The sequence below is a fragment of the Inquilinus limosus genome (assembly GCF_002195995.1).
GTDB classification, from domain to species: Bacteria; Pseudomonadota; Alphaproteobacteria; order DSM-16000; family Inquilinaceae; genus Inquilinus; species Inquilinus limosus_C.
This window is the reverse complement of the sequence record NZ_NHON01000056.1, coordinates 1-24,687: the sequence shown is the minus strand read 5'-3', so window position 1 is coordinate 24,687 and position 24,687 is coordinate 1. Positions and strand designations below refer to the sequence as shown.

Annotated in this window: 24 protein-coding genes; 14 read left to right on the top strand and 10 right to left on the bottom strand. The window is 68.8% G+C overall.

The genetic code is table 11. The features are described from left to right. The first annotated feature begins 97 nt into the window (after nucleotides 1–97). The 4 genes from BWR60_RS24385 (at nucleotide 98) to BWR60_RS24370 (ending at nucleotide 6,042) form a co-directional block, all read left to right on the top strand. Nucleotides 98–949, top strand: a complete 852-nt coding sequence (locus BWR60_RS24385) for a carbohydrate ABC transporter permease (RefSeq protein ID WP_218823653.1) — start codon at nucleotides 98–100, stop codon at nucleotides 947–949. Then, complete coding sequence (locus BWR60_RS24380) at nucleotides 949–1,794, top strand: carbohydrate ABC transporter permease (protein ID WP_088153831.1); 846 nt, start codon at nucleotides 949–951, stop codon at nucleotides 1,792–1,794. The genes BWR60_RS24385 and BWR60_RS24380 overlap by 1 nt, the downstream gene beginning before the upstream one ends. A 22-nt stretch (nucleotides 1,795–1,816) precedes the next feature. After that, a complete protein-coding gene (locus BWR60_RS24375; RefSeq protein WP_088153829.1) occupies nucleotides 1,817–3,103 on the top strand; it encodes an ABC transporter substrate-binding protein in 1,287 nt (428 codons plus the stop codon). Nucleotides 3,104–3,333: 230 nt separating this feature from the next. Continuing rightward, complete coding sequence (locus tag BWR60_RS24370; RefSeq protein ID WP_088153827.1) at nucleotides 3,334–6,042, top strand: sugar-binding domain-containing protein; 2,709 nt, start codon at nucleotides 3,334–3,336, stop codon at nucleotides 6,040–6,042. Nucleotides 6,043–6,139: 97 nt separating this feature from the next. Here BWR60_RS24370 and BWR60_RS24365 read toward each other — a convergent pair whose 3' ends face one another. Further along, on the bottom strand, nucleotides 6,140–7,048 hold the full coding sequence (locus tag BWR60_RS24365; protein WP_088153825.1) for a LysR family transcriptional regulator: 909 nt from the start codon (nucleotides 7,046–7,048) through the stop codon (nucleotides 6,140–6,142). A 164-nt stretch (nucleotides 7,049–7,212) separates the two neighbouring features. Here BWR60_RS24365 and benA point away from each other — a divergent pair, with 164 nt between their 5' ends. The 9 genes from benA to BWR60_RS24320 all read left to right on the top strand — a co-directional run bounded on the left by benA (nucleotide 7,213) and on the right by BWR60_RS24320 (nucleotide 16,554). Then, complete coding sequence (gene benA, locus BWR60_RS24360) at nucleotides 7,213–8,562, top strand: benzoate 1,2-dioxygenase large subunit (RefSeq protein WP_088153823.1); 1,350 nt, start codon at nucleotides 7,213–7,215, stop codon at nucleotides 8,560–8,562. Then, nucleotides 8,559–9,065, top strand: coding sequence for a benzoate 1,2-dioxygenase small subunit (gene benB, locus BWR60_RS24355; RefSeq protein WP_088153821.1), 507 nt, complete (start codon nucleotides 8,559–8,561; stop codon nucleotides 9,063–9,065). Before benA ends, benB begins: the two co-directional genes overlap by 4 nt. 26 nt (nucleotides 9,066–9,091) lie before the next feature. After that, nucleotides 9,092–10,132 (top strand): benzoate 1,2-dioxygenase electron transfer component BenC, encoded by a 1,041-nt coding sequence (gene benC, locus BWR60_RS24350; RefSeq protein WP_088153819.1) that lies wholly within the window; start codon nucleotides 9,092–9,094, stop codon nucleotides 10,130–10,132. After that, nucleotides 10,132–10,908, top strand: a complete 777-nt coding sequence (locus BWR60_RS24345) for a 1,6-dihydroxycyclohexa-2,4-diene-1-carboxylate dehydrogenase (protein WP_275542400.1) — start codon at nucleotides 10,132–10,134, stop codon at nucleotides 10,906–10,908. The genes benC and BWR60_RS24345 overlap by 1 nt, the downstream gene beginning before the upstream one ends. A gap of 54 nt (nucleotides 10,909–10,962) precedes the next feature. Further along, nucleotides 10,963–11,892 carry a catechol 1,2-dioxygenase gene (gene catA, locus BWR60_RS24340; RefSeq protein WP_088153816.1) on the top strand — a complete coding sequence of 310 codons (930 nt, stop codon included), beginning with the start codon at nucleotides 10,963–10,965 and terminating at the stop codon, nucleotides 11,890–11,892. A 31-nt stretch (nucleotides 11,893–11,923) separates the two neighbouring features. Continuing rightward, on the top strand, nucleotides 11,924–13,081 hold the full coding sequence (locus BWR60_RS24335; RefSeq protein ID WP_088153814.1) for a muconate/chloromuconate family cycloisomerase: 1,158 nt from the start codon (nucleotides 11,924–11,926) through the stop codon (nucleotides 13,079–13,081). 11 nt (nucleotides 13,082–13,092) lie between these two features. Next, complete coding sequence (gene catC / locus BWR60_RS24330; RefSeq protein WP_088153812.1) at nucleotides 13,093–13,371, top strand: muconolactone Delta-isomerase; 279 nt, start codon at nucleotides 13,093–13,095, stop codon at nucleotides 13,369–13,371. A gap of 61 nt (nucleotides 13,372–13,432) precedes the next feature. Beyond that, a complete protein-coding gene (locus tag BWR60_RS24325; RefSeq protein WP_088153810.1) occupies nucleotides 13,433–14,794 on the top strand; it encodes an MFS transporter in 1,362 nt (453 codons plus the stop codon). Nucleotides 14,795–14,832: 38 nt separating this feature from the next. Beyond that, nucleotides 14,833–16,554 carry a tannase/feruloyl esterase family alpha/beta hydrolase gene (locus tag BWR60_RS24320; protein WP_179221932.1) on the top strand — a complete coding sequence of 574 codons (1,722 nt, stop codon included), beginning with the start codon at nucleotides 14,833–14,835 and terminating at the stop codon, nucleotides 16,552–16,554. Nucleotides 16,555–16,675: 121 nt separating this feature from the next. Here BWR60_RS24320 and mtnC read toward each other — a convergent pair whose 3' ends face one another. The 9 genes from mtnC to BWR60_RS36510 form a co-directional block, all read right to left on the bottom strand. Then, on the bottom strand, nucleotides 16,676–17,383 hold the full coding sequence (gene mtnC / locus BWR60_RS24315) for an acireductone synthase (protein WP_088153806.1): 708 nt from the start codon (nucleotides 17,381–17,383) through the stop codon (nucleotides 16,676–16,678). A 9-nt stretch (nucleotides 17,384–17,392) separates the two neighbouring features. Beyond that, nucleotides 17,393–18,649: an S-methyl-5-thioribose kinase gene (gene mtnK, locus BWR60_RS24310; RefSeq protein WP_088153805.1), complete on the bottom strand. Its 1,257-nt coding sequence runs from the start codon at nucleotides 18,647–18,649 to the stop codon at nucleotides 17,393–17,395. Between the two features lie 190 nt (nucleotides 18,650–18,839). Further along, complete coding sequence (locus BWR60_RS24305; protein ID WP_088153803.1) at nucleotides 18,840–19,682, bottom strand: carbohydrate ABC transporter permease; 843 nt, start codon at nucleotides 19,680–19,682, stop codon at nucleotides 18,840–18,842. Beyond that, nucleotides 19,679–20,632, bottom strand: coding sequence for a carbohydrate ABC transporter permease (locus BWR60_RS24300; protein ID WP_218823652.1), 954 nt, complete (start codon nucleotides 20,630–20,632; stop codon nucleotides 19,679–19,681). The genes BWR60_RS24305 and BWR60_RS24300 overlap by 4 nt, the downstream gene beginning before the upstream one ends. Beyond that, entirely contained in the window at nucleotides 20,608–21,942 is a 1,335-nt protein-coding gene (locus BWR60_RS24295; RefSeq protein WP_088153801.1) for an ABC transporter substrate-binding protein, read from the bottom strand. Before BWR60_RS24295 ends, BWR60_RS24300 begins: the two co-directional genes overlap by 25 nt. Nucleotides 21,943–22,153: 211 nt before the next feature. Continuing rightward, nucleotides 22,154–22,699 (bottom strand): 1,2-dihydroxy-3-keto-5-methylthiopentene dioxygenase, encoded by a 546-nt coding sequence (locus tag BWR60_RS24290; RefSeq protein WP_088153799.1) that lies wholly within the window; start codon nucleotides 22,697–22,699, stop codon nucleotides 22,154–22,156. Then, entirely contained in the window at nucleotides 22,696–23,361 is a 666-nt protein-coding gene (gene mtnB, locus BWR60_RS24285; protein WP_088153797.1) for a methylthioribulose 1-phosphate dehydratase, read from the bottom strand. The genes BWR60_RS24290 and mtnB overlap by 4 nt, the downstream gene beginning before the upstream one ends. Nucleotides 23,362–23,481: 120 nt before the next feature. Beyond that, nucleotides 23,482–23,604, bottom strand: a complete 123-nt coding sequence (locus tag BWR60_RS38740) for a hypothetical protein (protein WP_275542399.1) — start codon at nucleotides 23,602–23,604, stop codon at nucleotides 23,482–23,484. Further along, on the bottom strand, nucleotides 23,604–23,876 hold the full coding sequence (locus BWR60_RS36510; protein ID WP_144445734.1) for a hypothetical protein: 273 nt from the start codon (nucleotides 23,874–23,876) through the stop codon (nucleotides 23,604–23,606). Before BWR60_RS36510 ends, BWR60_RS38740 begins: the two co-directional genes overlap by 1 nt. 252 nt (nucleotides 23,877–24,128) lie before the next feature. Between BWR60_RS36510 and BWR60_RS24280 the strand changes: the two genes are divergently transcribed. Continuing rightward, nucleotides 24,129–24,635, top strand: coding sequence for an acetoacetate decarboxylase (locus tag BWR60_RS24280; RefSeq protein ID WP_429913041.1), 507 nt, complete (start codon nucleotides 24,129–24,131; stop codon nucleotides 24,633–24,635). The last annotated feature ends 52 nt before the right edge of the window (nucleotides 24,636–24,687 follow it).

The window sequence follows — 24,687 nt, the reverse complement described above, 5'->3', positions numbered from 1 at the left end:
TGATAAAAGGAGGCAGGGAGGGATGCGGCTTGGCAGCGCCTCAGCGGTTCCGTCACCCGGACGCCGGTCCCGTCGGGATCGCGCCTTCTATGCGACCGTGGCGCCGTTCTTCGCCATTTTCACCGTCTTCAGCCTCTTCCCGGTCCTGTTCTCGCTCTATCTCGGCTTCAACCGCTGGGATGGCTTCGGCACGCCGAAATTCGTCGGCCTCGACAATTATCTGCGTGCCCTCGCCGATCCGGTGTTCCGCCAGGCGATCTGGAACACCTTCGTCGTCTGGATCGCCTCATCGACGGCGACGGTGGCGCTGGCCTTCGGCCTCGCCGTCCTGGTCAACGAATTCGTGGTCGTCGGGCGGCAGTATTTCCGCGTCGTGTTCCTGTTCCCGCTCCTGGTCGCGCCCGCGATCTCGGCGATCATTCTCCGCGTGATGTTCTCGTCGAATGGCGGCATCGTGAACACGCTGGTCGGCGCTGTGACGGGCGAGCCCTTCTATTTCGACTGGCTCGGCTCGGAGACCTGGATCAAGCCGCTCGTCATCCTCCTCGTCGTCTGGCGCTGGACCGGCTGGCATTTCCTGATCTTCCTGTCGGGGCTGCAGTCGATCTCGCGCGATCTCACCGAGGCGGCGCGGATCGACGGCGCCAGCCGGATGCAGGTCTTCCTGCGGGTGACGGCGCCGTTGATGCTGCCGACGCTCGGCTTCTCGATCACGAACGCCACCCTGGGCGGGCTGCAGATCTTCGACGAGCCCTATGTGCTCACCGCGGGCACGGGCGGCACCGACAATGCCTCGACGACGCTCGGCATGTATCTCTACGCGACCGCTTTCACCAATTTCGATTTCGGGCTCGGTGCGGCGGTCTCCTGGTACATCTTCGCTGTGATCACGCTGCTGACGGTCGTCTATCACCGCCTGCTCGGGCGGATGACCGCGGGGACGGCGTGATGGCCGGCTTCTTCGCCAGGCGCGAGCGGCGCGCCAACATCCTGATCACGATCGGCCTCGGCCTGTTCTCCCTGGTCTTCATCCTGCCGCTCTACTGGACCGCGGTGATGGCGACGCGGCGGCTGGAGGAGGTGTTCCAGTTCCCGCCGCCGGTCTTCTTCGGTGATGCCCTCCTCGATAATTTCGCCCGCATCCAGGCGGTCTACGAGCCGCTGGCGCCGCTGGTGAACAGCCTGATCGTCGCCGTGCCGAAGACGATTGGCCTTGTCCTGGTCAGCGCCCTCGCCGGCTACGGCTTCGCCCGCTATCGGCGCGCGAGAGGCCACGGGCCGCTGCTGCTGCTGGCTTTCGCGACGCTGTTCTTTCCGCCGTCGCTGGCGCTGGTCCCGTTCTTCCTCGAGATGAACTGGTTCGGGTGGCTCGACACCTTCTGGCCGTTGATCGTGCCGGCGCTCGCCTCGGGTTTCGGCGTGATCTGGATGTACACCTACATCTCCGGCACCGTGCCGCACGAGCTCTACGAGGCATCGGAGGTCGATGGCGCCGGCGCCTTCTCGGCCTTCTTCCGGATCGTGCTGCCGATCATCAGGCCCGGCCTCGCCGCGCTCGGCGTCTGGACGCTGATCAGCACCTGGAACGATTTCCAGCTGCCGCTCGTCATCCTGACCGATCAGGCGAAGTTCACGGTGCCGCTCGCGCTCACCTCGCTGAACTCGACCTATTTCGCCGACCTTCCGGCCGTGATGCTCGCCACCTTGATTGGCCTCGTGCCGGTTTTCATGCTCTTCGGCTTCCTGAGCCGGCAGTTCATCAGCGGCCTGACCGGCGGCGCCGTGAAGTCATGAGCGATCGAAGGGAGGACCCGACATGAAGAAATACTGGAATGTCATGGCGGCGACGGTGCTCGGCCTCGCCGCAAGCCTGGGGACTGCGGCGGCACAGGAGACGCCGAACACGGGGATTTCGGGCACCGTCAGCCTTTGGACCTGGCCGCACAACGACCGGACATTGTCGTCGCTGCTGCCGGAATTCAACAAGGCCTATCCGAACATCAAGGTCCGGATCCAGGGTTTCCCCTCCGGCAAGAACGCCTATCTGAACAAGCTGCTCTCGGCGCTCCTCGCCGGCACCGGCCCGGATGTCGCGATGGTCGAGATCAACAATGTCGCGCAGCTGAGCGAGAAGCAGCAATTCGCCGATCTCTCGAAGCCGCCCTTCAACGCCGGGGCGCTCAAGGCCGATTTCGCGCCCTTCGCCTGGTCGAAGATCGAGGATCCGGCAACGGGCCGCATCTTCGCGCTGCCGAAGCACACGGGGCCGGGCGCGCTGTTCTACCGGCGCGATCTGTTCGAGGCGGCGGGCCTGCCCGGCGATCCCCAGGCGCTCGCTACGACGCTGAAGGACTGGAACGCCTTCATTGAGGCGGGCAAGAAGATCGCGAAGCCGAACGAACGCTGGATGGTGGGGACGGGCAACGAGTTGGTCCGCGCCTACATCGCGCAGCGCGGCGTCTCCTATTTCGACAAGGACGGCAAGCTGCTGGTGAACGGTCCCGTCTTCAAGGAGGCGTTCGAGCTGGTGGTGAAGGCGCGCGACGCCGGGCTGATCTCGCCCTTCGGCATGTGGACGCCGGAGTGGCAGGGCGCCTTCGCCCGCGGGCAGATCGCGACCGTCGTCATCGGCAACTGGTTCGGCGGGCTCTTGAAGAGCGCCTATGCGCCGGGCGATGCCGGCAAATGGGGCGTGGTGCCGGCGCCGGCGGAGAACGGCGTCTCGGCCTTCAACTGGGGCGGCGACTTCCTGGGCATCCTCGAGACCAGTGAGAACAAGGAGGCGGCCTGGGCGCTCGTCAAATGGATCGCCATGAACGACACCAGCCTGAAGCTGCAATATGAGAAAGGTGATCTCTACCCGGCCTACATATCGGCCGGAAAGGCGGCCTGGATCAATTTCCAGGACCCCTATTACGCGGGCCAGAACACCAACGAGATCTTCGCCAAGGTCCAGGCCGAGATGGTGCCGCAGACCACCAACCCGCTCGATTCCATCGCCTATCTGGCGGTGGAGACGGCGGTGAACGCCGTGGTGACCAGCGGCAAGCCGGTCGACGAGGCGCTGGCGCAGGCGGAGGCCGAGATCAAGGCGAAAATGTAGAGACCATTCGTAAATGCTACTGGTGCGGCCGTCTGACGGCGGACTCGAAGCTTCCGGTGCTCACGCACCAATGTGCGCTGCGCTCCGGTTCTCGAAACCACCGCCAGCCGACTCACACCAGCGCATTTCCAAACGGTCTCTGAGGCCAGGGCATGGGACGGTCTGCGCGCGGGCGCCTCGCGCCACGCACCACTGGCCCGGTTCCTCTTTCATGATCATCCGGAGTGACAATGCTGTTCGCGACATCTCTCGCCGGGACCTGGTCGTTCGCGCTCGATCCCGACCATCGCGGCCTGAAGGAGGCGTGGTTCGGCCGCGATCTCGATGACACGATCGCGCTTCCCGGCAGCGTCGACGAGGCGCGGAAGGCGCCGGCCAACCCGGACGGCACCATGGCGCATCTCTCGCGCCGCCACCCCTATGTCGGCCGCGCCTGGTACGGCCGGTCCTTCGAGGTCGCGACGGAGGCGGCGGGGCTCTATCACCAGCTGGTGCTGGAGCGGCCGCATGGCGAGGTGACGGTCTGGCTCGACGGCGTGAAGATCGGCCGCGACCGCAGCCTGTCGACGGAGCATCGCTTCCTGCTCGGGAAGCTCGCGGCCGGCCCGCATCGCCTCGTCCTGATGATCGACAATGAGCGGGTCGAGGCCGTCGGCGAGGCGATCACCCATGCGGGCATGGAGAATGTCGCCCATTCCAACACGGATCACACCCAGACCAACTGGAACGGCGTCGTCGGTTCGCTGCGGATCGAAGCCTCGGCCGGCGCGATCAGCCGCGTCGCCATCCATGCTCCGACCCGCCGGGCGCGGATCGACATCGAACTCGACGGGTTCGACACCGACATTCACTACCCGACCTTCTGGACTCGCGATGCCGAGGACCGGCTGGTCCTGCGATTCCGCCTCGCCGGCGTCACGGAGCCGCTCGTCATCGAGCGGGCGGTCACGATCCGCAGCGGCTTCACGCCGGTCTCGATCGATGTCGATCTGCCGGAGGCGGCGGGCCTCTGGGACGAATTCTCACCGGTCGTTCACCGGCTCGATGTCGAATGGTCGCGCAGCGGCGTTCCGGTCGACCGGAACCAGACGGATTTCGGCATCCGTTCCTTCACCCGTGACGGGCGGCACCTGCGCCTGAACGGCCGGGCGGTCTTCCTGCGCGGCACGCTCGATTGCTGCATCTTCCCGCTCACGGGCTACCCGCCCTGCGACGTCGACGGCTGGCGGAAGGTCTATTCGACCGTGCAGGCCTATGGTCTCAACCATGTGCGCTTCCACTCCTACTGCCCACCCGAAGCCGCCTTCGTCGCGGCGGACGAGATGGGCGTGCTGCTCCATGTCGAGACGCCGGTCTGGGCCGTGCTCGGCTCCGACCCCAATCTCGACCGCTTCATCCACGAGGAATCCGAACGGATCGTCCGCGCCTATGGCAACCACCCATCCTTCGTGATGATGGCGGTGGGCAACGAGCCGCACGGACCGGGACTGCACGCCTTCCTGTCGCGCTGGGTCGCGCACTGGACCGAAGCGGATCCGCGTCGGCTCTACACCGGCTGTTCCGGCTGGCCGACGATCGCCGAGGCCGACTATGCCTCGAAGCCCGAGCCGCGATCGCAGCGCTGGGGCGAGGGGCTCGCCGGGCGGCTCAACGCGCAGGCGCTGGAGACGATGACCGACTGGAGCACCTACCGCGACGCGGTCGACATGCCGCTCGTGACGCATGAGATGGGCCAGTGGTGCGTCTTCCCGAACCTCGATGAGATCGAGAAGTATCGGGGCGTGGTCGAGGCACGGAATTTCATCCGGGTCCGCGACGACCTCGCCGCGAAGGGCAGGCTCGACCTCGCGCGGGATTTCCTGATGGCGAGCGGCAGCCTGCAGACGAAGCTCTACAAGGAGGATATCGAGAGCGCGCTGCGGACCCGGGATTTCGCCGGCATCCAGTTGCTCGGCCTGCAGGATTTCCCCGGCCAGGGCACGGCGCTGGTCGGCGTCGTCGACGCCTTCTGGGACGAGAAGCCCTATGTCTCACCCGAGGCGTTCCGAGAGTTCTGTGCGCCCGTGGTGCCGCTGGTCAGGAGCGAGCGCTTCGTCGTGACACGGGGCGAGCCGATCGGGGCGGCGGTCGAGATCGCGCAGTTCGGGCCGGCGGATATCGAGGATGCGGTGCTGCGCTGGTCGCTGGTCGGTGACTCCGGCAAGGTCGCCGACCGAGGCGAGATCCGGGCTCGAAGACTCGCCACGGGCGACCTCCATCGGATCGGCGATCTCGTGATCGAAACCGGCGCCCTGGCCCAGGGCCGTTACGAGCTCCTGCTCGAGCTTGCCGGGACCGGATACCGCAACCGCTGGGGCTACTGGGTTTTCGACAAGGCCAGCGGCGCGGCACCGCTCGAGATCGTGGCGGATCTGGACGAGGCGGTCCTCCGCCGGATCGAGGCGGGGGAGACCATCGTCTGGTCACCCGATCCGAAGGCGATCCGGCAGGACAGCATCCTCGGCTTCACGACCGTGTTCTGGAACACGCTCTGGACCCGCCGCCAGCCGCCGCACACGCTCGGCCTCCTGATTGACCAAGGCCATCCGATCTTCAGCGCGTTCCCGAGCGGCCGGGCTTCCGATTGGCATTGGTGGGAGCTCGTTCATGGTCGCGCTGCGCTCGATCTCAGCGGGCTTGGCCTGTCGCCGATCGTCCGCGTGATCGACGACTGGAACTCGAATCGAGATCTCGCGCTTCTGGCGGAGTGCCGGATCGGGCGCGGCCGACTCGTCATGAGCGCAATCGACCTCGCAAGCGATCTCGACCGGCGCCCGGTCGCTTCGGCACTTCGGAATGCCCTGGCCCGTCATCTCGCCGGCAGCCAGGGAGAGCCGCAGGCCGCCTCCCTGGATCGAGGAGCGGTGCTGGATTGGTCGGCCGCCCTGATGGCGCGCTGAAGGGCTTGCGCAACCAGCATCCCCTGCAAGCCCTCGTGCCCGGCGAGGGCTTGCTTGCTCTGCGGGCTCGCCAAGCCGAGCGCATGGGCGCAGGTGGTCAGACTCCGAAGCTGATGCCGCTCTTGCGGTACATCTCGCGGATGATCTTCAGGACCAGGGCGATCTCGGGCGAACGGTCGTCCTTGCGGTGGCTCATGATGATCGGCGTCAGCGCCCGCTCCTCGTCGAGCGGCCGGTAGATCACGCCGTCGCGCTGCAGCCGGCCAACCCCCGCCGACACCAGGCAGATCCCGGTCTCCGCCGCCACCAGGCCCAGCGCCGTCTGCAGCTCGCGCACCTCGTGCACGACCATGGGCTTCAGGCCGCGGTCGCGGAACAGCGCCAGCACCTGGTCGGCATAGCTCGGCCGCGGCGCCTTGGGATAGAGGATCAGCGGCTGGTCGGCCAGGTCGTCGAGGCGCAGCGGCCCGCCATGGTCCTGCAGCGGGTGGGTCTCGGGCAGCGCCACGATGATCTTCTCGTTGCGCAGCAGCACCCGCTCGATCAGCGGATCGTCGAAGGGGATGCGGCCGAAGCCGACGTCGATCCGCCCTTCCTTCAGCGCCGCGATCTGCTCCAGCGTCGTCAGCTCCAGGAGCGTCAGCTCGACCCGCGGCCGGGCGGCGCGGTAGCGGCGGATCACCTCCGGCAGCTTGCCGTACAGGGTCGAGGCGACGAAGCCGATGCTGAAGCGCGGGATCTCGGCCTCGCGCAGCCGGCGCATGACCGCGTGGATCTCCTCCATATGGTCCAGCGCCCGCACCGCCTGATCGTAGAGCAGGCGGCCTCCTTCGGTCAGCCGCACCGGCCGGCTGCCGCGCTCGATCAGGGTGACGCCCAGCTCGTCCTCCAGCTGCTTGATCTGCCGGCTCAGCGGCGGCTGGGCGATGCGCAGCGTCTCCGCCGCCCGGGTGAAGTTCCGCTCGCGGGCCACGGCGACGAAGTAGCGGAGCTGGCGGAGATCCAAGTCGATACCTCCAGGGTATGGATTCGACCAATTTAGTCTTGGACCCCGCGCGGCAGAAGGGGGGATCGTTCCGGGGCCAGAAGAACAAATGGCCAGGGTATCGCTCGGGATCGGTCGCCGGTCCCCGCCGCGGCATCCGGGCAGAGCCCAGGGGAGAGACGCGCATGCTCGACACCGCCCGCCAGGTCCTCGATGCCGCGCTGGTCGAGGACAAGGCCGCCGGCCTCTATCGCTGCGCCCGCGACATCTTCACCGATCCGGAGCTGTTCGAGCTCGAGATGAAGCACATCTTCGAGGGCAACTGGATCTACCTGGCGCATGAGAGCCAGATCCCGAACCCGAACGACTATTTCACCACCACGATCGGCCGGCAGCCCGTCGTCATCACCCGCAGCCGCGGCGGCGAGCTGAACGCCTTCATCAACGCCTGCAGCCATCGCGGCGCCATGCTGTGCCGGTTCAAGCGCGGCACGAAGTCGACCTTCACCTGCCCGTTCCACGGCTGGACCTTCAGCAATGCGGGCAAGCTCCTGAAGGTGAAGGACCCGGACGGCGCCGGCTATCCCGAGGGCTTCAACTGCGACGGGTCGCACGACCTGACCCGGGTGGCGCGCTTCGATTCCTATCGCGGCTTCCTGTTCGGCAGCCTGAACCCCGATGTCGCGCCGCTGGCCGAGCATCTGGGCGAGGCGGCGAAGGTGATCGACCTGATCGTCGACCAGTCGCCGGACGGGCTGGAGGTGCTGCGCGGCGCCTCGACCTATGTCTATGACGGCAACTGGAAGCTGCAGACCGAGAACGGCGCCGACGGCTATCACGTCAGCGCGGTGCACTGGAACTACGCGGCCACCACCGGCCGGCGCAAGGAGGCCGAGAAGGTCGACTGCGTCCGCGCCATGGATGCCGGCGGCTGGGCCAAGCAGGGCGGCGGCTTCTACTCCTTCGAGAACGGCCACCTGCTGCTGTGGACCAACTGGGCCAACCCCGAGGACCGCCCGAACTGGGAGCGGCGCGAGGAGCTGACGGAGCGGTTCGGCGAGGCGCGGGCGGAGTGGATGGTGCGGCGGTCGCGCAACCTCTGCCTGTACCCGAACGTCTACCTGATGGACCAGTTCAGCTCGCAGATCCGGCACTACCGGCCGATCGCGGTCGACAGGACCGAGGTCACGATCTACTGCATCGCGCCGAAGGGCGAGGACCCGCAGGCGCGCGCCCACCGCATCCGGCAATACGAGGATTTCTTCAACGCCAGCGGCATGGCGACGCCGGACGACCTGGAGGAGTTCCGCGCCTGCCAGATGTCCTATCAGGGCCGGGCGGCGCGCTGGAACGACCTCAGCCGCGGCGCCGCCCACTGGATCCAGGGCGCCGACCCCGCCGCCGAGGCGATCGGCATGCGGCCGCTGATGAGCGGCGTGCGCACCGAGGATGAGGGCCTGTTCGTCCTGCAGCACAGGCACTGGCTGGAGACGATGCAGCGCGCCGCCGCGGCCGAGGCGGAGGGCGGGCGATGACTGCCGTGATCGAGAGGCTGTCGGTCGAGGCGGTGCAGCAGTTCCTGTATCGCGAGGCCCGCTACCTGGACGACCGCGACTGGGATGCCTGGCTGGCGCTCTACGCGCCGGAGGTCGAGTTCTGGATGCCGGCCTGGGACGATGACGACGAGCTGGTCACCGACCCGCAATCCGAGATCTCGCTGATCTGGTACGGCAACAAGGACGGGCTGGAGGACCGCGTCTTCCGCATCCGCACCGAGCGGTCCAGCGCCACCAGCCTGCCGGAGCCGCGGACCGGGCACGGCATCAGCAATGTCGAGATCCTGGAGCAGGGCGGCGGCGAGTGCCGGCTGCGCTTCAACTGGGTCACCCTCAGCTACCGCTACAAGACCGTCGACACCTATTTCGGCACCTCCTTCTACACGCTCGACACCACCGGGCCGGAGCCGCGGATCACCCGCAAGAAGATCGTGCTGAAGAACGACTACATCCACCACGTCATCGACATCTATCACGTGTGATTTGGGCGCGGCCGGAGGATCGGACCATGAGCCACACCATCGCGCTGAATTTCGAGGACGGCGTCACCCGCTTCGTCGAGGCGCGTCCCGGCGAGACCGTCGCCGACGCCTCGTACCGCGCCGGCATCAACATCCCGCTGGATTGCCGCGACGGCGCCTGCGGCACCTGCAAATGCCGGGTCGAAGCCGGCGCCTTTGACGGCGGCTTCTATATCGACGACGCGTTGACGGCGGAGGAGGCGGCCGAAGGCCTGGCCCTGGCCTGCCAGGCCCGGCCGAAGGGCGACATGGTGGTCGCCGTCGCCGCCTCGTCGCAGATGTGCAAGACCAGCCGCCAGGCGGTCGAGACCCGTCTCGTGTCGGTCGACCGGCTGTCCGACACCACCGTCGCCTTCTCGCTGGAGGGGGTGGAGGACTTCGGCTTCCTGCCCGGGCAATACGTCAACATCCAGGTGCCCGGCACCGACGAGCGACGGACCTATTCCTTCAGCTCGGCGCCGGGATCGGACCGGCTGTCCTTCCTGGTCCGCGACATCCCGGGCGGGCTGATGAGCGGCTTCCTGCGCGACCGGGCCGAGCCCGGCACGGCGATCGGCTTCAGCGGGCCGGAGGGCAGCTTCTACCTGCGTGAGGTCAGGCGGCCGCTGCTGTTCCTGGCCGGCGGCACCGGGCTGGCGCCGTTCCTGTCCATGCTCGGGCGACTGGCCGAGACCGGCACCGGCGAGCATCCGGTGCATCTGGTCTACGGCGTCACCGGCGATGCCGACCTGGTCGCGGTCGACCGGCTGGAGGATTTCGCCGCCCGCATCCCCGGCTTCAGCTTCGCCACCACCGTCGTGGCGGCGGACAGCGCCCACCCGCGCAAGGGCTACGTCACCCGTCACATCGAGGCGGGGCAGCTCCATGGCGGCGATGTCGATGTCTATCTCTGCGGCCCGCCGCCGATGGTCGACGCCGTCCGCGGCTGGCTCGGCGAGCAGGGCGTGACGCCCAAGAGCTTCCACTATGAGAAGTTCTCGCCCAGCGCGCCGGCCGTCGCCGGTGGCTCGCACCGGCAGGCGGCATGATGGCCCGCTTCACCGGCAAGGTGGCCGTGGTGACCGGCGCGGCGCAGGGCATCGGCCGCAGCGTCGCCCTGCGGCTGGCGCGGGAGGGCGGGCGCGTCGTCCTGGTCGACCGGTCCGAGCTGGTCGGGGAGGTGCGGCACGAGGCAGAGGCCGGGGGCGCCGAGGCGCTGGCCGTGGTGGCCGACCTCGAGACCTATCCGGGCGCCGTCACCGCGGTGGAGCGGGCGCGGGCCCGGTTCGGGCGGGTCGACATCCTGGTCAACAATGTCGGGGGCACGATCTGGGCCCGGCCTTACGCTGAATACGAGGAGGCGCAGATCGAGGCGGAGATCCGCCGGTCGCTGTTCCCGACGCTGTGGGGCTGCCGCGCCGTGCTGCCGGCGATGCTGGACCAGGGCGGCGGCGTGATCGTCAACGTCTCCTCGGTCGCCACCCGCGGCGTCAACCGCGTGCCCTATGGCGCGGCCAAGGGCGGGGTGAACGCCATCACCGCCAGCCTGGCTTTCGAGTATGCGGAGCACGGCATCCGCGTCTGCGGCGTCGCCCCGGGCGGCACCGAGGCGCCGCCGCGGCGCATCCCGCGCAACCCGGCCCCGCCGGATGAGCGCGAGGCCGGCTGGTGGCGCGAGGTGGTCGACCAGACCGTCGCCTCCAGCCTGATGCATCGCTACGGCTCCACCGAGGAGCAGGCGGCGGCGATCCTGTTCCTGGCCTCGGACGAGGCCTCCTACATCACCGGCGTCACCCTGCCGGTCGCCGGCGGGGATCTCGGCTGACGACCCAAGACAGCACAAGGCCGCCGCGAGCGGCGATCAACGGAGGAGAACGCCATGACGGAGAGCCTGCTGAACACCCAAGAGGTCAAGTCGCTGCTCGACAAGGTCGCCGGCTTCGGCCAGGTCGGCGGGGACGAGCGGCTGAAGCGCATCGTCCACCGCGTCGTGTCGGACCTGTTCCGCACGGTCGAGGAGTTCGACGTGCAGCCGGGCGAGTTCTGGTCGGCCGTCGCCTACCTGACCCGGCTGGGCCAGGCCAATGAGGTCGGGCTGCTGGTCCCGGGCCTCGGGCTGGAGACGTTCCTGGACCTGCGGCTGGATGAGGCCGAGCGCAAGGCCGGCATCGAGGGCGGCACGCCGCGCACCATCGAGGGGCCGCTCTATGTCGCCGGCGCACCGCTGTCGAAGGGCGAGGCCCGGCTGGACGACGGCAACGAGCAGGGCGAGGTGCTGTTCATGGACGGCCAGGTGCGCGACGCCGACGGCACCCCGGTGGCGGGCGCCGTCGTCGATGTCTGGCACGCCAACACGCTGGGTGGCTATTCCTTCTTCGACCCGTCGCAGGAGAAGTTCAACCTGCGCCGCCGCATCGAGACCGACGCCGAGGGGCGCTATCGCTTCCGCTCGATTCTGCCCGCCGGCTATGGCTGCCCGCCGGACGGGCCGACCCAGGCGCTGCTGACCCGGCTCGGCCGACACGGCCGACGCCCGGCGCATATCCACTTCTTCGTCTCCGCGCCGGGGCACCGCAAGCTGACCACCCAGATCAACATCGACGGCGACGCGTACCTCCACGACGACTTCGCCTTCGCCACCCGCGACGGGCTGATCCCGGCGGTGCACCGGGTCGACGACCCGGCCGAGATTCATGCCCGCGGCCTGAACGCGCCCTTCGCCCGGATCACCTTCGACTTCGTCCTCAACCGCGAGGCCGGGAACGCGCCGGGCACGGTCGTGCAGCGCGCCCATGCCGAGGCGGCCTGACCTTTCCCGTTGCTCCCTCGAGGCTCCGATCATGCCCGATACCCTGGCGCTGCCGGCCGGCGATCTCGCCCGCGACCTCGCCGTCGCCGAGATCCGCAGCACCATCGTCGACGTGCCGACGCGGCGGCGGCACAAGCTGTCCTCGCTGTCGGTGACGGCGCAGAGCTATGTCGTGGTCGAGCTGCGGCTGGCCAACGGCGCCGAGGGCATCGGCGAGGCGGCGACGCTGGGCGGCCCGCGCTGGAGCGAGGAAAGCGTCGAGAGCATCAAGGCCGCGATCGACCGCTACCTGGCCCCGGCGCTGATCGGCCAGCCCGCCGACCGGTTCGAGGCAGCGGGCGCGCGCATGGATGCGGCGGCGAAGCGCAACACCGCGGCCAAATCGGCGATCGAGACCGCGCTGTATGACGCCGTCGGTCGAACCTTGGGCGTACCCGCCGCCCTGCTGCTGGGCGGGGTGGTGCGCGACCGCTTCCCGGTGCTGTGGACCCTGGCCTCGGGCGATCCGGGCCAGGAAATCGAGGAGGCGGAGGGCAAGCTGGCCGCCCGGCTGCACCGCACCTTCAAGGTCAAGATCGGGGCGCAGGATCCGGCGGCGGACCTGGCCCGGCTGCGCCGCCTGGCCGGGGCGCTGGGCGACCGGGCCGACCTGATCGTCGACGCCAACCAGGCCTGGGACGAGACCACGGCCGTCCGCTGCCTGCCGGTGCTGGGCGATCTCGGCGTGCGGCTGGTGGAACAGCCGCTGCCGGCCTGGAACGTCGCCGGCATGGCCCGGCTGAAGGCCCGCACCGACGTGCCGCTGATGGCCGATGAATGCGTGTTCTCGGCCCATGACATGCTGGCCGTCGCCCAGGCCGCCGCCGCGGATGTGGTGTCGCTGAAGCTGGTCAAGCATGGCGGCCTGCTGAACACCCGCAAGGTGGCGGCGGTGGCCGAGGCGGCGGGCATCGGCCTCTATGGCGGCTGCCTGCTGGAAAGCTCGATCGGGGCCGCTGCGCATCTGCAGGCCTTCGCCACCCTGCGCGAGCTGGGCTGGGGCTGCGAGCATTTCGGGCCGCAGATCCTGACCGACGACCTGGCGGTGGAACCGCTGCGCTTCCAGGATTTCGAGGTGCTGCTGCCGGCCGGCCCCGGCATCGGCGTCACGCTCGACCGCGACAAGCTGCGCCGCTACGCCCGCGGCTGACGGAGGACCCCATGCTCTACCACGTCAGAATGGATGTGCGGGTGCCGCACGATGTCGACCCCGCCCGGTTCGAGCGGCTGAAGGCCGAGGAGAAGGCGCGGGCCGAGGCCCTGCAGCGTGCCGGTACCTGGCGGTATCTGTGGCGGGTCGCCGGGCAATACGCCAATGTCAGCATCTTCGACGTCGAGGATCACGACGAGCTGCATTCGATCCTGTCGACCCTGCCGCTGTTCCCCTTCATGGCCATTGAGGTCACCCCGCTCGCCCGGCACCCCTCGGCGATCGGCTGAGGGCCGGCGGCCCCGCGGCCGCCGCTGCAAACCAACGACAATCACCAGGGAGGTCTTTGCCATGGCGCAGCCGCGTCTCGTGGACGTCCAGGACGTCATCAATTCGCACCCGCTGTCGCGGTTCCAGGTCTCGGTCGTCGCCCTGTGCTTCCTGGTGGTGGCGATCGACGGCTTCGACACCGCGGCGATCGGCTTCATCGCCCCGGCGTTGAAGGCCAATTGGGGCGCCACCCCGGCGCAGCTGGCACCGCTGTTCGGCGCCGGCCTGTTCGGGCTGATGCTCGGCGCCTTCCTGTTCGGGCCGCTGGCCGACCGGATCGGCCGGAAGTCGGTGCTGGTCCTGACCACGCTCGGCTTCGGCGCCGCCAGCCTGGCTTCGGCCACCGCCGGATCGGTGGAGGAGCTGACGCTGTGGCGCTTCATCACCGGCCTCGGCCTCGGCGGCGCCATGCCCAGCGCCATCACCCTGACCGCCGAGTATTGCCCGGAACGGCGGCGCTCGACGCTGGTCACGCTGATGTTCTGCGGCTTCACCATCGGCTCGGCGGTCGCCGGCCTGGCCGCCTCGCAGATCGTCGCCGCCACCGGCTGGCAGGGACTGCTGGTGCTGGGCGGCGTGCTGCCGCTCGCTTTGGTACCGGTGCTCTGGCTCGCCCTTCCGGAATCGGCCCGCTACCTGACGCTGCGGGAGGGGAGGAGCGACCGCATCGCGGCGATGCTGCGCAAGATCGCTCCCGCCCAGGATTTCGCCGACGTGGAGTTCGCCCGGGCCGGCAGGGCGAAGGGCCTGCCCGTCGGGCAGCTCTTCGCCGAGGGCCGCGGCGCCGGCACACTGTTCCTGTGGCTGAGCTTCTTCATGAGCCTGCTGGTGTTCTACCTGCTGTCGAGCTGGCTGCCGCTGCTGATCACCGGTGCCGGCTGGTCGCTCGGCCAGGCCTCGCTGATGGCGGCACTGCTGGCCACCGGCGGTACCATCGGCGCCGTCGCCATCGGCCGGCTGATGGACCGGTTCGAGCCGCACCGCGTGCTCGCTGCCTCTTATTTCGGCGCCGCGGTCTTCATCCTGCTGCTGGGCAGCGCCGCCGGCACGCCCTGGCTGCTGATGCTGGGGATCTTCGGCGCCGGCTTCGGCGTCGCCGGGTCGCAGGTCGGCATCAACGCCCTGGCCGCCGCCTATTATCCGACCGCCAGCCGCGCCACCGGGGTCAGCTGGGCCAATGCCGTCGGCCGCGCCGGCTCGATCCTGGGCTCGATGGTCGGCGGCGTCCTGCTCTCCCTCGGCTGGGATCTCGCCGCCGTCTTCAGCGTCGCCGCGGTCCCGGCGCTGATCGCCGCGGCCGGCATCCTGGCCAAGGGCCGGCTGCGGGGCGGGGCCCCGGTTGCCGCTGCCAGTATCGCCGCGATGTCCGAGACCGCGGCATGAGAGAGTGCACCGTTCGACTCTTTGCGCGGGGAAGCCGGATGAAGATGGTGATCCGTCGAGTGCGCTTCTGCACGGTCGCGGCGATCGTGTGCGTGGCGGGTACGGCCCAGGCGCAGACCGACGCACCGGGCGCCGATGAGTTGAAGGCGGCGTGCCCCGGCCTCGCCGGGCAGGCCATTCCGCCCTCGGCCATCGGGCTGCCCAGCGGCCCGGCGGTCATCGTCTCCGCAACCTTCGTCCCGGCCGCGCCGCAATCGGTATCCGATGGCAAGACGGTCCCGGCCACGCCGGACTACTGCACGGTGCTGGGCGCCATCGCCCCGGTCGACCCCGCGGCACAACCGATCACCTTCCAGGTCAATCTGCCGATCGCCTGGAATGGCAAAGCGCTGCAGTATGGTGGTGGCGGCTACAACGGCACGCTGATCACCGGGTTGGCGCCGTTGCGCGATGCCGCTCCCGGCGATCCGCTGCCGCTGATCCGCGGCTATGCTACCCTCGGCACGGATTCAGGGCATCAGGCGTCGGCCTTCGCGCCGGAGCGCATCGGCGCGTTCGGCCTCAATGACGAGATGCTGATCAACTACGGCTACGCCTCATACAAGAAGGTGAGGGACGTGGCCGTGACTGTCATGCGCTCGTTCTATCGGCGCGGGCCCTCCCGGCTCTACTATTTCGGCGGGTCCGAGGGCGGGCGCGAGGGGCTGACCATGGCACAGCGCTTCCCCGCCGACTATGACGGCGTGGTCAGCGTCGTCCCGGTGGTGCAGCTGTCGATGCTGTTCCAGTCCTACATCCCCCATCAGCGGCCCCAGCTTCGCGGCGGGTGGATGGGGCCGGACAAGGTCGTGACCCTGGCGAAATTCGTCTCGGATGCCTGCGACGCGCTCGATGGGCTCGCCGACGGGGTGATCAACAATTATCTCGCCTGTCCGGCCCAGGTCGACCTGCCGAAGCTGCGCTGCCCGGACGGCGTCGATGCCGGAAGCCACTGCCTGTCCGACGCGCAGATCGAAACCGTCTCGGCAGTGCATTCGCCCTATACCCTGCCGTTCCCCGTCGCGAACGGGCTGGCCACCTATCCGCAGTGGCTCTACGGCAACGAGACCACCCCCGATCCGAAGAACGCCACGATGACGCGATGGGTCACCGGGACGGCGGCGCCGAGCGTCTCGGTGGACCCGTCGAGCGCGGCGCAGCAATGGCTGTACGGCGCCAACTTCGTGCGCTTCTTCGTGGCGAAGGACCCGGATCTCGATCCGAGCCGCTTCGACCCGAAGGATTTCCAGTCCCGGTTGCAGCAGGTCTCCGAGATTATCGACTCGTCGAACCCCGACCTATCCGCCTTCTTCGCCCGGGGCGGCAAGCTGATCCTCCGCGAGAACATGGGCGATCTGGCGCAGAGTCCGCTGGCCGGTATCAACTACTTCAACGCGGTCATCGCGAAGCTTGGTCATGAGACCGTGGAGGCGTCCGCGCGGCTGTACATCTCGCCGGCCTCGACCCACACCGGCCCGGCCGTCAGCGTGACCGACGGCACGCCGGTACCGACCATGGTCGATCTGCTCGATCCGCTGGACCGCTGGGTCACCGGTGGCGAGCCGCCCGCCGACGCGCTGATCCAGACGGTGAAGACGGCCGTCCCGCCCTTTGATGTCCTGGCGGCGCGGCCGATGTGCCGCTATCCGAAATATCCGAGATATGTCGGCGGCGACGAGCTTTCGGCTGCGAGCTACGTCTGCGCTCCATCTGTTCCCTGACAGAGCGGTGAAATCATCGGCTATCGCTGGAACATCCTCGGCAGGACGCGGCAGCGTCACCATTCGACAAAGGCGCATCCCGCCATGGTTTCCTCCGGCCGTTCGCCCGGAGCTGCGGCGGCTACCCCTGCCGCAGCAGCGAATGCAGCTGGTCGAAATCCGCGATGATCTGCGCATCGGCCTCGTTCGGCTTGACCGAAGGATCGCGAATGACCTGGACGACGTGGAGGCCGGCCTGCCGCGCCGCCGCGACCTCGCGCGGATTGTCGGTCAGGAACAGGATGCGGTCGGGCGTGGCGCCGAGATCAGCCGCGATCTTGCGGTAGGATCCGGCCTCGACCTTGGCGCCGATATCGGTGTCGTAGTGCCGGCCGAAATAGGGCCGCAGGTCGCCGCGGTTGGAGTTCTGGAAGAACTCGACCTGCGCCTTGACCGAGCCGGAGGAGAAGATGTGCATCGGCACGCCGGCCTTTCGCCACCCCTCCAGCGCCGCATGCGCGTCGTCATAGATATGGCCCTTGAAGGCGCCTTCCTTGTAGCCCTCCTCCCACACCAGCCCTTGCAGCAGCTTCAAGGGCGGCACCTTCTGGTCGGCGTCCTGCCAGGCGATCAGCGCGGCCACCGGGTCCTGGCCGGGCCCGGTCCGCTCCGCGGTCTCCTTCAGCGCGCGCTGCACCACCGGATGGTCCGGGTGCCGGGCGACGAAGACCGGAATGCGGTCGCGGGCGAAGGGGTACAGCACGTCCAGCACATAGCGCTGCGAGCTGATCGTGCCCTCGATGTCGAGCAGGATCAGGTCGATCGGGTGGGTCTGGAAGGTCAGGGTCATCTCGGTCTCTCAGGCCGCGCGGGTCGCCGCCACGATATCGTCTGTCGTCCGGAAACGCTCGGGCTCCGTCAGCAGGCGGCGGGCCAGCAGCACGGCGCGGCGCTCGCAGGCGGCGCGGCGGTCCGGGTCGGCGATGCGCAGGAAGTCGGCGACATGGGCATAGCTGAACACCCGGCGGATCATCTTCAGCGCGGCGAATCCCACCATGTCGGCGAAGATCTCCGTCTCCAGCGCCTCGTAGTCCGGCCGCAGCAGGGCGGCCGAGCCCGGCTTCGGGAACAGGTCGTCGTGCCAGGCGTCGCCGCCGCCCTCGCTCTCCCACAGCTGGCGGAAGGTGCGGCTGAAGCTGTCCCACAGCAGCGCCGGCTGCTGCAGCAGCCATTCGGCCATGGCGGTGCGGTCGTCCGCCGGGGTGGCGTGGCCGGGCTGGGCCAGGTGGCTGATCAGGATATTGGCGAGATAGGCGCCGAGGTCGAAGCCGATCGGGCCGTAGAGGGCGAATTCCGGATCGATCACCTTGGTGTCCGCCTCGGTCACCATGATCGCCGCGGTGTGCAGGTCGCAATGGATCAGCGCCTGGCCCACGGTCAGGAAGCGCTGGGCCAGCCGGCCGGCGGCGCGCTTGAGCGGCACGTCCTCGCGGAAGCCATGAGCCAGGTCGTCCAACTGCGGGCTGGTCCAGGAGCTGCGCGGGTTGTCGCGATAGGCATCCTGGAAGATCAGGTCGAGCGTGATGCGCTGCAGCTCGACCCCCGCGGCGAAGCGCGCCTGCCACTCGCGCACCTGCTCCAGCGGCTGGTGGAAGGGCGAGGTGCGATAGCAGGCGCGGGCGACGAAGGCGCCGATATCGGCCGAGACGCGGGGGAAGCGCCGGCCCTCGATCAGGGCATAGCGCAGGGTCTCATGCGGCGTCAGCAGCTCCATCGCCAGGATCTGGCGGCCGGGATCGTAGTGGTGGAGCCTCGGCAGTGCGCCCTCGGCCAGCGGCCCGACGATGGCGAGATAGGATTGCTCGAAGAAGGCGCGGTTGTCCGGCAGCGGCCAGCTCTCGCCGGCATGGCGGACCCAGGGCAGCGCCTGCTTCAGGCACAGCCCGCCGGCCGGGCCGCGGACCAGGAAGACGACGTTGAGGAAACCGTCGCTGGCCTCACGGATGTCCCAGCCCTCCGGGTCGCCGCCGAGGATCGTCGCCAACTGCGGATGGGCGGCGAGATAGGTCCGGGCGGCTTCGGTGTCGAGGGCACGGGGTTTGGTGTCGGCAGTCATCGGGTGATGCCCGTTATCGTTGCCTCTCCCGCTTGCGGGAGAGGTCGGAGACGCGAAGCGGCTCCGGGTGAGGGGAGTTTGTCGAGGCCGATGCCAGCCCTCACCCGGTCGCCCTGCGGGCGCCCGACCTCTCCCGCCAGGCGGGAGAGGTTACGCGACGAACGCTGGCAACCACGGAAGCCGCCCGCTTTCACTTCACGCTCCCCTCGGTCAGCCCCGCCACCAGCCAGCGCTGGGCGAGGAGGGCGATGAGATAGATCGGCGCGATCCCGGCCAGCGAGGCCGCGGCCATCTGGCCGAAATTCACCAGCCGGTCGCCCTGGAACAGCGAGATGCCGACGGTCAGCGTCCGGGTCTCGTCGGCGAAGGTGAAGACCGAGGCGAACAGGAACTCGTTGTAGCCGAGGATGACCACGATGATCGCGGTCGCGGCGATGCCGGGGGCGACCAGCGGGGCGATCACCCGGGCCAGGGTCAGCAGCGGCCCGGCGCCGTCGATCGCCGCGGCATCCTCGATCTCGCGCGGGATACGGCGCAGGAACGGGATCAGCAGCCACAGCGCCACCGGCACATTGGTCAGGCCGTAGACCAGGGCCAGGCCGATGACGCTGTTCAGCAGCCCGGCCGCCTTCAAGAGGAAGAAGAACGGGATCGCGGCCACGATCGGCGGCGCCACGAAGCTGCCGAAGGCGATCGAGATCAGCCGCTCCCCGGCCTTGTCCAGGCGCAGGCAGGCATAGGCCGCCGGCAGCGCGATCAGGATGGTGACCACGCCGCCCAGCACCGCGGTCAGCACCGAATTGACGATGAACCGGGTCAGCGCTGTGGCGCCGAAGGCGGCCGGCCAGTTGGCCAGCGTCGGCGCCTCCGGCAGGAAGCTGCCGGACAGCACCTGGTCGGGCGACTTGAAGGAGACCGAGAGCAGATAGGCCAGCGGCAGCAGGAAGGCGGCGGCGACCAGCACGGCGACGAGGTCGATCCAGGACCAGCGATGCGGCGCTTCCGGCCGTGCCGGATTGACGGCGAGGCTCATGAGAACCGCGCCTCCAGCCGCTTCGCCGCGCGCGAGGCCGGCCAGATCACCAGGCTGACGAAGCCCGTGAAGACCAGCGTGGCGGCGGCGGCGCGGCCGACATCGAACTGCTCGAAGGCCAGGCGCCAGATCTGGAAGCCGGAGGTGGTGGTGTCGAAGCCCGGGCCGCCGAAGGTCAGCACATAGACCAGGTCGAACAGCTTGAACGCCATCACCAGCCGCAGCAGGAACACGGCGGCCAGCGTCGGCACCAGCAGCGGCAGGGTGATGTGGCGGAAGCGCTGCCAGGCCGTGGCGCCGTCCAGCCGCGCCGCCTCCATCACCTCCTCCGACAGGCCCTTGATCGCCGCGAAGCAGAGCAGGGCGACGAAGGGCGTCCACTGCCAGGCGTCGGCGACGACGATGGCGACCGCGGCCCAGGTGGAGGAGCCGAGGAAGCTCATCAGCGCGTCGATCAGCCCGGCGGCGCGCAGCCAGCCGTTCAGCAGGCCGCCATCGGCGGCGAAGATCAGCTTCCAGGCGACGCCGACCATCACCGGCGGGGTCATCAGCGGCAAGAGGGCCAGGCTGGTGAACACCCGTCCGGCCCTGACCAGCCGGTGGAACAGCAGGGCCAGCGCCAGGCCCAGCACCAGCTCCACCGCCGCCATCGGGAAAGCGAAGGCGGCGCTGCGCCACAGCGAGGCCAGGAACGCCGGGTCGCCCAGCACCCGGGTGAAATTGGCGATGCCGGCCCAGTCGCGCAGCGGCTTGCCCAGCGTGCTCTTGCTGAGCGAGAGGGCGACCAGCGCCACCAGCGGGTAGAGCGTGGTCAGCACCAGCGTCACCACCAGCGGCGAGGCCAGGGACGCATTGCCCAGCCGCCACCGCCGGCGCCGCGCCGGCGCGTCCGTCCGTGCCGTGTCGATGCTCTCCGCCAGGGCCATCACGAACCGATGATCGCGGTCCACTGCTCATGCGCCGCCGCGATCGCCTCCTCCGGCGCCTTCTGGTCGGCCAGGATCAGCGCCAGCTCATCGGCCAGAACCTGCATCAGCTGCGGCGATTCCGGGCCGTTCGGCCAGGGCAGGCCGTTCTCCAGCGCCCCGGCCAGCGCGGTCTGCACCTTCGGTGCGAAAGCCTTGTATTCCGGTGCGTTCAAGGTCGAGGTCCGGTCCGGGTCGATGCCGCTGCCGGTGGTCAGCAGCAGCCCGAGCCCGGTCTTGGCGCTGGTGGCGAATTTGATGAACTCCCAGGCATGCTCCTGCTTCTCGGAGCCCGAGGAGATGGCGAAGGCGAAGCCGGAATTCAGCGCCAGCCGGCTGGTCTTGTTCGAACCGCCCACCGGGATCCGCACCGTATCCCATTTGTCGACGATCTTCGATCCCTTCGGGTCCTGGGCATAGACGCCGAGGTCGCTCCAGAACTCGATCATCGCCACCTTGCCCGACAGGAAGGCCGGCAGGCCTTCCTCGAACCGCGTCTCCAAGGGGGTCGGCAGGGCCGATGGCGCCGCGTCCTTCAGCGCCTTGGCCGCCTCGACCGCCGCGCTCTCGTCGAGGGCGGAGGAGCCGTCCTCCTTCAGGTAGCGGCCGCCGAAGCCGGCCAGGCGGTTGGTGTAGGACGCGCCGATGATGATCGGCGCCTTGCCGCCCAGCACCGCGGCGCCGTAGATGCCGTTGGCCTTCTCGGCCTCGGTGATTGCCGTCGACCGCTCCAGATACTCGTCCCACGTGGTCGGTGCCTTCAGCCCGTGCCGGCCGAAGATCTCGGTGTTGTAGAACAGCAGGTGGCTGTCGCCGTCATAGGGCAGTCCCCAGCGCTTGCCGTCGGCCAGGGTGTAGGGATCGTAGATCGAGCGCAGATAGTCGTCGGGCTGGATCTCGGCCTTGTCCCGTTCGATCCGGTCGGTGACGTCGACGATGATGCCGTCATTCGCCAGGGCGCCGACGCCGGTGTACCAGTAGTCGATCACGTCGAAATTGTTGGTGCCGGACTGGACGTCCAGCGTCGCCTTGGCCTGCAGCTGGTCATAGGGCACGGCGGTGACGTTGACCTTGCCGCCGGTCAGCGTCTCCCAGGCCTCGACCAGGTATCGCCCGGCCACGACATGCGGCTGGATGATCATCAGGTTCAGGCTCTGCCCGTCGAAGCGCTTCGCCTGGGCGAAGGCGCGGCCGAGCGGCGCGCCGGACAGGCCGAGCCCGAGGGCGCCGGCCGAGGCTCCGGCCAGGAAATGGCGGCGGCCGAACGGAGAGGTGTGGTCGCGGTAGGTGGTCATGGCGGTGGATCCTGAGGGTCGCGGGCGTCGAGCGTGGGCGGATGGTCCGGTGCCAGCCCCCTCACCCGAAATCGCTGCGCGATTTCGACCTCTCCCCGGGGGGGAGGTGTAAGGAGTGCGGCTCGGAGTCCCCTCACCTCGGGGAGAGGGAGGGGCCCGGCCCGTCAGGGCCGGGAGGGTGAGGGGAGAGCGGTGCTCCCCCCGGCATCCGTCAGCCGGCGTAGAGCGGGAAGCGGCGGGCGATGGTGTCGCCGGTGAATTTCGCGATCCAGCCGTCGCTGTTCTCGAACAGGCGGATCGCGGTGAAGCGCGGCGCCGGGCCCATGTCGAACCAATGGGTGGTGCCCGCCGGCACGCTGATCAGGTCGTCCTTGGTACACACCACCTTGAACACCCGGCCGGCCTTGCGCAGGTAGAAGGCGCCGGACCCCTCGACGAAGAACCGGACCTCGTCCTCGCTATGGGTGTGCTCGTCCAGGAACTTCTCGCGGAAGGCCTCGCGCTGCGGGTGATCCGGCTGCATCCGCACCACGTCGACCGCTCTGTAGCCGCATTCGGCCTTCAGCCGGTCGATCTCCGTCTGGTAGGCCGCGATCACGGCCTCCTGGTCGGCTTCGGCCAGCAGCGGCGCGCTCGCTTCCCAGCGCTCGAACCGCACGCCGATGGCGTTCAGCTCATGCGCGATCGAGCCACCGTCCTCGGTATCCACCAGCAGCGCCGCGGGGTCGGTTTCGTCATAGACATAAAGCCGGGTCACGGCTGCAGCCTCCGTCGCTCGAATTCAAAGCCGAGCAGGACCTCCAGCGCCTCGAGATGGCGCCGAGCCTCGGCCGGCGTTCGGCCCCAGGCGTAGAGCCCATGGCCGGCCAGCAGATAGCCGGGGACTGCGGGGGCGTCGCCCAGCCGCGCCAGCACCTGCGGGCCCAGCACCGCCATGTCCTGCGAATTGGCGAAGACCGGGATGTCGAGCGCGACCTCGTGCGTCTTCACCCCCGCCAGCGCCTTCTGCAGCTCGAAGCCCTGGATCCGGACCGCGCCCCGGCCGGCATCGGCCAGCGACAGCAGCGTCGCCGCCGGGCTGTGCACATGGAAGATCGCCGCGATCTCCGGGAACGCCCGGTACAGATCGACATGCAGCGGTGCCTCGGCCGACGCACGCGGGTGGGCCGGATTCTCCAGCTGGACGATGATGATGTTGTCGCGGGTCAGCCGGGCCTTGTCCGTGCCGGTGGCGGTGATGGCGACGCTGTCCGCATCGACCCGGGCGGAGAAATTGCCGCTGGTGGCCGGCACCCAGCCGCGAGCACCGGCGAAGGCGGCGCCTTCGAGCACGGACGTGACTGCCGCATCCTGCGCCGCCGTGCTCCCGGGCAGCCGGGCAAGCGGGGAGATGGGCAGGATGTCGGATGTCGGGGCCATCGTCGTGTCGATCCGGCGCGATTGGAGACGCCTCATAATCCACAAGGCGATTTGGTTTCAAATGTCATGCATTAAAATATGATCGTCAATATGCATAAAATAACGGAACTATGCTGTGTATCACAGCGACAGATGGCTGCGCCCTGTTGGGGGCGCCTTCCCGTGCGATGCCGCTGGCCGGCCGGCCATGCCTTCGATGGAGCGGCGCTGCAGCGCCAGGAACAGGATGACGATCGGCAGCATCAGCCGGGTGAAGACCTGCCAGGGCAGGAACAGGAACAACTGGATCGGCGGGGTGACCGACCCGAGCAGTAGAAGGTGACCAGCTTCCAGCGCCGGATCTCGCGCCGCGCCAGCACATAGGCCGAGGCGGACCCGGTGGTGCAGTCCAGGAGAATGGTCACGCCGGTCAGCAGGGCGGAGTTGACGAAGGTCTGGCTGAAGCGCGCATCTTTCCAGGCCCGGGCGAAATTGTCCCAGCGGATGGCGTGCGGCAGCGCCAGGGGGTTCAGCACGATCTTCGGGCTTCCAGGCACCGGCAGGCCTATGCCGAGGTTTAGGGTGTCCCAACCTTTGATGTGCGCGACTACCGGCCGGCACAATGGTGGAGCGGCTCCGCAATCCGCGATTTTCTCCTCCCGACACTGGCCGCGACGAGACGAACGCGCTGTCACCCGGGTCTTCCGTTGCGATCGGAAGCTCCCTGGCAGGGCGTCGCAACGTCCGGTTGTGGCCGTTCGATTGACCGCTTCATTGGGTGCAGTGCGATGGATACTGAGACCGTGCGGAAGACCGCCTTCGCCATGCCGCTGACCAGCCCGGCCTTCCCGCCCGGGCCTTATCGCTTCGTCGACCGCCAGTACTTCATCATCCGCTACCGCACCGACCCCGAGGCGCTGCGCCGGGTGGTGCCGGAGCCGCTGGAGATCGTCGAGCCGGTGGTGAATTACGAGTTCATCCGCATGCCGGATTCGACCGGCTTCGGCGACTACACCGAGAGCGGCCAGGTGATCCCGGTGCGCTACCAGGGCCAGGCCGGCGGCTACACCCACCAGATGTTCCTGAACGACCACCCGCCGATCGCCGGCGGGCGCGAGTTGTGGGGCTTCCCGAAGAAGCTGGCCCAGCCGACCCTGGCGGTGGAGACCGACACGCTGGTCGGCACGCTGAACTACGGCTCGATCCGCATCGCCACCGGCACCATGGGCTACAAGCACCGCACCCTGGACCCGGCGGCGGAGGCGAAGGGCCTGGCGGCGCCGAACTCCTGCTGAAGATCATCCCGCATGTCGACGGCAGCCCGCGGATCTGCGAGCTGGTGCGCTA

What these genes read in the sequence shown, in the direction of transcription:
- benB (WP_088153821.1), top strand. Translation starts at nt 8,559, where the DNA reads ATGACTGCCGTGATCGAGAGGCTGTCGGTCGAGGCGGTGCAGCAGTTC.
- BWR60_RS24305 (WP_088153803.1), bottom strand. Translation starts at nt 19,682, where the DNA reads ATGAGCCTCGCCGTCAATCCGGCACGGCCGGAAGCGCCGCATCGCTGG.
- mtnB (WP_088153797.1), bottom strand. Translation starts at nt 23,361, where the DNA reads ATGGCCCCGACATCCGACATCCTGCCCATCTCCCCGCTTGCCCGGCTG.
- BWR60_RS24375 (WP_088153829.1), top strand. Translation starts at nt 1,817, where the DNA reads ATGAAGAAATACTGGAATGTCATGGCGGCGACGGTGCTCGGCCTCGCC.
- BWR60_RS24320 (WP_179221932.1), top strand. Translation starts at nt 14,833, where the DNA reads ATGAAGATGGTGATCCGTCGAGTGCGCTTCTGCACGGTCGCGGCGATC.
- BWR60_RS24370 (WP_088153827.1), top strand. Translation starts at nt 3,334, where the DNA reads ATGCTGTTCGCGACATCTCTCGCCGGGACCTGGTCGTTCGCGCTCGAT.
- BWR60_RS24335 (WP_088153814.1), top strand. Translation starts at nt 11,924, where the DNA reads ATGCCCGATACCCTGGCGCTGCCGGCCGGCGATCTCGCCCGCGACCTC.
- mtnC (WP_088153806.1), bottom strand. Translation starts at nt 17,383, where the DNA reads ATGACCCTGACCTTCCAGACCCACCCGATCGACCTGATCCTGCTCGAC.
- catC (WP_088153812.1), top strand. Translation starts at nt 13,093, where the DNA reads ATGCTCTACCACGTCAGAATGGATGTGCGGGTGCCGCACGATGTCGAC.
- BWR60_RS24295 (WP_088153801.1), bottom strand. Translation starts at nt 21,942, where the DNA reads ATGACCACCTACCGCGACCACACCTCTCCGTTCGGCCGCCGCCATTTC.
- BWR60_RS24280 (WP_429913041.1), top strand. Translation starts at nt 24,129, where the DNA reads ATGGATACTGAGACCGTGCGGAAGACCGCCTTCGCCATGCCGCTGACC.
- BWR60_RS24345 (WP_275542400.1), top strand. Translation starts at nt 10,132, where the DNA reads ATGGCCCGCTTCACCGGCAAGGTGGCCGTGGTGACCGGCGCGGCGCAG.
- BWR60_RS24380 (WP_088153831.1), top strand. Translation starts at nt 949, where the DNA reads ATGGCCGGCTTCTTCGCCAGGCGCGAGCGGCGCGCCAACATCCTGATC.
- BWR60_RS38740 (WP_275542399.1), bottom strand. Translation starts at nt 23,604, where the DNA reads ATGCTGCCGATCGTCATCCTGTTCCTGGCGCTGCAGCGCCGCTCCATC.
- catA (WP_088153816.1), top strand. Translation starts at nt 10,963, where the DNA reads ATGACGGAGAGCCTGCTGAACACCCAAGAGGTCAAGTCGCTGCTCGAC.
- BWR60_RS24325 (WP_088153810.1), top strand. Translation starts at nt 13,433, where the DNA reads ATGGCGCAGCCGCGTCTCGTGGACGTCCAGGACGTCATCAATTCGCAC.
- mtnK (WP_088153805.1), bottom strand. Translation starts at nt 18,649, where the DNA reads ATGACTGCCGACACCAAACCCCGTGCCCTCGACACCGAAGCCGCCCGG.
- benC (WP_088153819.1), top strand. Translation starts at nt 9,092, where the DNA reads ATGAGCCACACCATCGCGCTGAATTTCGAGGACGGCGTCACCCGCTTC.
- benA (WP_088153823.1), top strand. Translation starts at nt 7,213, where the DNA reads ATGCTCGACACCGCCCGCCAGGTCCTCGATGCCGCGCTGGTCGAGGAC.